The organism is Streptomyces sp. NPDC059456, from assembly GCF_042750055.1.
In the GTDB taxonomy this organism is placed as follows: domain Bacteria; phylum Actinomycetota; class Actinomycetes; order Streptomycetales; family Streptomycetaceae; genus Streptomyces.
This window is the reverse complement of the sequence record NZ_JBHYVA010000383.1, coordinates 5595-6906: the sequence shown is the minus strand read 5'-3', so window position 1 is coordinate 6906 and position 1312 is coordinate 5595. Positions and strand designations below refer to the sequence as shown.

The following is a 1312-nucleotide window of genomic DNA, read 5'->3' as shown; positions in this document are numbered from 1 at the left end:
CGCGGGGGGGGTCCTTTCTGTGTTTTTCGACCCCCCCCCCCCGCGCGGCCGGGGGGGGGGGCGGGGGGCCCATTCGGTGGAGTGCTCGGGTCAGACGTCGACGCCGTGGCTGCGCAGGTACGCGACCGGGTCGATGTCGGAGCCGTACTGGGCGCCGGTGCGGGCCTCGAAGTGCAGGTGCGGGCCGCTGGAGTTGCCGGTGGAGCCCGACAGGCCGATCTGCTGGCCCGGGGTGACCTGCTCGCCGACGGAGACGTTCAGCGAGGACATGTGGCCGTACTGCGTGTACGTGCCGTCGTTGTGCTTGATGACGACGTTGTTGCCGTACGCGCCGCCCCAGCCGGCCTCGACCACGGTTCCGGCGCCCACCGCGTGCACCGAGGTGCCGGAGGCCGCGTGGAAGTCGATGCCGGTGTGGCTGCCGGAGGACCACATACCGCCGCCCGCGTGCCACTGGGTGCTGATGTAGGAACCGTCGACGGGGGCCACGAAGGTGTTGAGGCGCTTGCGCTCCTCCTCGCGGGCGGCGCGCTCGGCGGCCTCGCGCTCGGCCTTCGCCTTGTCCTCGGCCTTCTGCTTGGCCTCGGCGGCGCGGGCCTTCGCGTCGGCCTCGGCCTTCGCCTTGACGGCCGCGGCGTCGGCCGCGTTCTGCTGCGCCTCGGCCTGGGCCTCGATCTCGCCCGCGAGGTCCGCGGCGGTGACCACGGCGTTCAGGCCGGTGTCCTCCATGGAGGGGGCCTTGTCGGACGCGGCGAACGCCGGTCCGGCGAGGGAGCCGACGACACCGGTGGTGGCGAGGGCGGCTATGCCGGCGTAGCCGGCGGTCTTGCGGCTCAGACGGCTGGAACCACGGTGCTTGCCGGCGGCACGACTGCCAAACGCCATGAAGGGGCTGATCCTTTCCTTCCTTCTCGCCTACCGGGTTAGCTGACGGGTTCGGAGCAGGAAGGTCTCCTACGGGCCCCCTCTGACGAGGCGGTCCGATTCACCCCAGGGACACATGTGGGTCCCCGGCTCCCCAGGCTCGCGCCTGACGGGGACTCGGCGATCGCTGCCCGGTGCCGCGGATGCGGCGCGTACAACTGACGGACAGCACGGCCGACGCTAGGCGGATCATCAGTCAATCGCCAAACAGACGCGCCTTTTTGTTGCGTACGCCACACCCCATACAAGCAACCTCTCCACTAAACGGACAAAATGGGGGGGGGGGGGGGGGCCACCCCGCGCAGCCCACTTGGTCGGGGGGGCGGTGTGGGGGGTGTGGGGAGCCGCCAGACCACCCCCCCCCACGCACCGCGCGCCCCGGCGAGGC

The 1312-nt window shown here is 71.8% G+C and carries 1 protein-coding gene and 1 riboswitch; the gene reads right to left on the bottom strand.

The features are described from left to right. Positions 1 to 90 precede the first annotated feature (90 nt). Positions 91 to 885, bottom strand: a complete 795-nt coding sequence (locus tag ACFXA3_RS27500) for a M23 family metallopeptidase (RefSeq protein ID WP_385191079.1) — start codon at positions 883 to 885, stop codon at positions 91 to 93. A 12-nt stretch (positions 886 to 897) separates the two neighbouring features. Continuing rightward, positions 898 to 1057, bottom strand: a riboswitch (cyclic di-AMP (ydaO/yuaA leader). Positions 1058 to 1312 lie beyond the last annotated feature (255 nt).